This is a genomic window from Candidatus Pantoea deserta (assembly GCF_003813865.1).
GTDB lineage: Bacteria > Pseudomonadota > Gammaproteobacteria > Enterobacterales > Enterobacteriaceae > Pantoea > Pantoea deserta.
Genome location: NZ_RMVG01000042.1, coordinates 1 through 4,401, shown reverse-complemented (window position 1 = coordinate 4,401; position 4,401 = coordinate 1). Strand labels below are relative to the sequence as shown.

Annotated in this window: 3 protein-coding genes; 2 read left to right on the top strand and 1 reads right to left on the bottom strand. The window is 58.1% G+C overall.

Annotated features, from left to right (window positions below; all coding sequences use genetic code 11):
- Positions 1 to 1,939, top strand: a 1,939-nt coding sequence (locus tag BBB56_RS23120; protein ID WP_148085452.1) for a ParB/RepB/Spo0J family partition protein, incomplete at its 5' end; no start/stop codon positions are given.
- 50 nt (positions 1,940 to 1,989) lie between these two features.
- Positions 1,990 to 2,721, top strand: coding sequence for a plasmid SOS inhibition protein A (locus BBB56_RS23115; RefSeq protein ID WP_123803235.1), 732 nt, complete (start codon positions 1,990 to 1,992; stop codon positions 2,719 to 2,721).
- A gap of 540 nt (positions 2,722 to 3,261) precedes the next feature.
- On the opposite strand, the gene BBB56_RS23110 is transcribed toward BBB56_RS23115, so the two are convergent.
- Positions 3,262 to 3,774, bottom strand: a complete 513-nt coding sequence (locus tag BBB56_RS23110) for a hypothetical protein (RefSeq protein ID WP_123803234.1) — start codon at positions 3,772 to 3,774, stop codon at positions 3,262 to 3,264.
- Positions 3,775 to 4,401 lie beyond the last annotated feature (627 nt).

Here is a 4,401-nt window from a genome sequence, read left to right as displayed (position 1 = left end):
ATCTTTAAAAACCAAAAAATCAGGTCGTCCCGCTAAGGCCGACAAAGCCGCAGCGGCGGCGGTCGAGCAGGCGCTGGAAAAAATCGACATCGAGATGATCCCACTCTCGCGCCTGGCGGTTTCCCCCCTCAATGTGCGCCGTAAGGTCTACGTGCAGTCGCGCATTGAGTCGCTTGCCGCCACCATCAAAAATGTCGGCCTGCTGCATAACCTGATCGCGCACGACTTGGCTGACGGGATGCTGGGCGTGGCCTGCGGCGGTCGCCGTCTCACTGCCCTGCAGCTGCTGCTGTCGCAGGGCGTGTATCAGCCCGATCAGTTGATCCCGGTCAAACGCGTCACGGAAGAGCTGGCGCGCGCGGCCTCGATGGTCGAAAACGGCGAGCGAGAGGATATGCACCCCGCCGAGCAAATCGCCGGATTCCGGGCGCTGGCAGACGAGGGCAAAACGCCGGCGCAAATTGGTGACCTGATGGGTTACAGCTCGCGCCATGTTCAGCGCTGCCTGAAGCTGATCGACCTTGCTCCTGCCATCCTTGACGAGCTGGCCGCTGATAAAATCACGCTTGAGCAGTGTCAGGCGCTGGCGCTGGCTGACACGCACGATCGCCAGCTGGAAGTATGGGAGCAGGCCTCCGGGTACTACAACGCCTCCGCTGACGTCATTCGCAAGCTGATTACCTCCTCCGAGACGGCGATCAGCCACTCTCCAAAGTTTACCTTCATCGGCAAAGACGCCTATCTCGCGGCGGGCGGCACCATTCGCACCGACCTGTTCAGCAGTGACGACGAGGGCTACATCGACACGGCGCTGGTCGAGCAGCTGACGCTGCAGAAGCTGCAGCAGATTGCCGATGCCGTGCAGAGAGAGGAAGGATTTGCCTGGGCGGAGGTCAGAATGGACAGTCGCCTGCAGAGCTGGAGCAGCGAGGTGAAAAAAACGTATCACCTGCTGCCGGAGCATTGCCCGGAGCTGACGCCGGAAGAAGACGCAGAGCTGAGCGCGCTGCGGGCACAGCTGAGGCTTTCAGAAGATGACGCACTGGACGTGACGCTGAGAAAGCAGATCGCCGCCCTGGAAGAAACGGGCCTGAAGCGCAGCTGGACGGGCGCGGACAAGGATAAGGTCGGAGCGATGATCTGCTTTGAGCGCGGCAGCTGCTTCATTCAGCGCGGGGTTCAGCGTCGGGCCGATCTGCCCAAAAAAGAAAAACCCGAAAACAAAGGCGATCTGCAGACCCTTTCCGAAGACTACTCCGCGACGCTGGTCCGCTCGATGTCCTGCGAGCGTTCGCTGGCCGTGCAGGCGGCGCTGAGCACGGAGCCGGAAATCGCGCTTGCCATGCTGACCTGGACTCTGTGCCGCAGCACCTTCAGCCATAAAAGTTATGAAGGGACCCCGATGAAAATAAGCCTCACGGATAACAGCACGGCGCTGGTTGCCGCAACGGTTGCGAAGGAGGAGACAAAAGCCTGGCAGTTTCTCCAGGCGCAGAAGGCGCAGTGGGAGGCAAAGCTCCCTGAAAACTGGTCGCAGGACTTCCGCTGGCTGATGGGCTGGAGCACGGACGAGGTATTGCAGCTGCAGGGATTCTGCAGCGCCACGGCGGTGTGCTGCTTTCAGGACCGCGTCTATGGGCGCAGCCAGACCAGCAATCTCGATACGCTGGAAACGGCGCTGGGCTTTGACCTGTCCGAATGGTGGCAGCCGACCGCTGAGGGGTTTTTTAAGCGCATCAGCAAAGAGCAGATTGCCGGGGCGCTGACGGAGGCAGGCAAAACGGGCAATGCCAGTGACGCGGAGAAAATGAAGAAAGGCGACGCGGCTGAGTTTGCCGAAGAGGTCATGAAGGACTCCCGCTGGGTGCCCGCGTGGATGAAACCTCTGCGGCCTGCGGCAAAAAATGACAGCACAGACGACACGGGCAGCGAAGGCTGACAGCGGCAGACCGCCCTCCGGGGCGGTCATTAAAGACAAGGAGAAAACCCATGAACATGATCCCCCGTCATTTATCGCTCGTTCCCGCCTGCCCGTATACCCTTGCGGTCAGCCTGGCCGTCGCCGAGGTTGAAAAGCGCCAGCAGGGCAGGGCAACGTGCGGTGCACACCCCTACGCCAGCGCATTCATGCGCCATTACTGCGGGACGCGCACCATTAAGGCCGATCAGCTGCGCCGGGTCATACCAGAATACTCACCCGGCGATCGAACCGCGCCACCCGCGCGGGAATACCTGGCCGCACTCGATACGCTGATCGCCTCACGCGGCGAGCGCTGTCCCTGGCCGCTGTCGCAGGATACTGGCTCAAGACTGTTTCCTCTGACCGCCGCCCGTTTCACGGAGCGACGGGAAAAGCGGCTCTCGCTGCGTCAGAACAGGGAACACAACCGGGAATCCCGTGAGCGCGAACAGAAGCGCAGACGCTATCAAAACCGCCTGGCGCAGGCGGCGCTGGAGCTGGCGTTTCATACGCCGCAGACGGCAGGGCGCTGGTACGTTCACTGGCAGGGCCGGGACATCTGTGAAAGCGATCTGCTGTCGCTGGTTCTGAACTGGCTGAAGCGATTTGTGTCATGCAGGCATATCGATCCGTGGGAGTGGTATGACGAACCGTTGTGGCGCGTGATGCTCGACATCAGCATTCTGGCCGGTGAAATGAGCGCCTTCTCCAGAATGACTGCCCGGTTCGCGCTGCCCGTGCTGCTGACGTGCCGACCCTGATCCTGTTAAACCGGGCGCATCGTGTCCGGCTTACTGCCTGCACTGGCCGCGTCTGAAAAGCGGGCGGCCCTGCGGGCCGGGAACAGACGGTGCTGACGCACCGTCTCTCTCCCTTCGCCTGCGCTTTCCCTCTCCGGGATGCTGTCTCCCGGTATTCTCTCCCTGCTTCCTGCTGCTCTCCGTTCTGCTGCTGTGCTGCAGCTGCTTCTCCGGCTTCCTGTCTCTGAAGGTCAAACGCATAAACAGCCTGATGGCCACCTTCGGCTCCCCGGCGTTGCCGGGTCGTCGAGCCCTACTGCGCTAACCGGCATAGCCGGTAAGCTCCGCCGGACCGCGATGCGTTCCGGGCCTGTCGGCTAGGGTCTGATGGCAAAGGCCAGGTCAAGCCTCGCGGTAAGGTTGATTAGAGGCGTAATGACTGTAAAGGTGAGGGGGACTATCTGACGGGAGTTAAAAATCGGCAGAAGATGAAATTACAGCTGACGGGTATTCCGTTTACAGCGGATATAAAGATGCTAATCAAGACTACAAGGTTGCTGTTTAAGCCGGGTTATGCGCGGGACGATGTTTTAACAGATAAACGCCTTTCCACCAGGAACCAGGCAACAGGCTCTCATCGCATCGCATGAACAAGCCGTTATTCTTCATTTCAATAGCCCTAAAGCCCTTGATACCGCTGCATTGTTCATCCTGAATATTCATCAGTACTTCAGGATTGTCGAGCGACTGATCGGTATACACAACTTTGGCAAGCCAGGCAGGATAACTCTGCGCATTTACCCATACTAAACGTTCAGCAAAAGAAAGGACGAAAACCAGTATTGCTGCTGCCCATACTGGCAGAATCAGGTGTCTTAACGTCCTGACTAAAGAAGATGAGGAATTTTTAAGAGGCTTTAGCAGAGCTGGTAAGGTTAGGAAAATAAAGAAAAGGAAAATGGCAGGGATTACTTTAGTGATCATGTCCCAGGATTTCATCCATACAGATAACGCTACTACGGCGTCGCAAAGAATAACAAGCGCCAGAAGTTGAAAAGCGCGTGAAACGTTCATGATTAAAAGCTCCCTTTAATTAATCAGTTAACAGACAGACACTGGAATCGCAGACTACAAAAATCATGAGGGCAGATTCTAAAAAGTTTTTAAGAAAATGACAGAAGATTACCCATAGCCAAGAAATATCATAATGAAAATGGTGTGGCCTGCAGCTTCCAGTACTTAATACTGCCTCAGCTATCTTTTTGTAATCAATGAAAAAAGTAAGTTATCTGCATAAATATGTTCTCAATTGACATGCATGTATTGACGTTAACGGTATCAACACCCTGATGGCCCCCTCCGGCTCCCCGGCGTTGCCGGGTCGTCGAGCCCCACTGCGCTAACCGGCAGAGCCGGTAAGCTCCGCCGGACCGCGAAGCGTTCCGGGCCTGACGGCCAGGGTCTGATGGCGAACGGCCAGGTCAACCTCTGCAGCCGGCTGGCGCCGGCGCGCTCACTGGCCACAAAAAGACGTGGCCGCTGAGGACCGGCCCGGCACCGTGGTGTGCCGTTCCGGGGCCGTGCCCTGTTCATCCTTCCGCGTTGTGTTTTGTTCCCCTGAGCCCCTTCGCCGTGCAGAAACCTGGCACCCGGGCGTCTTCACGCAAGGGTCGCGCGCTAAACGGCGGCACCCGGTCCCTT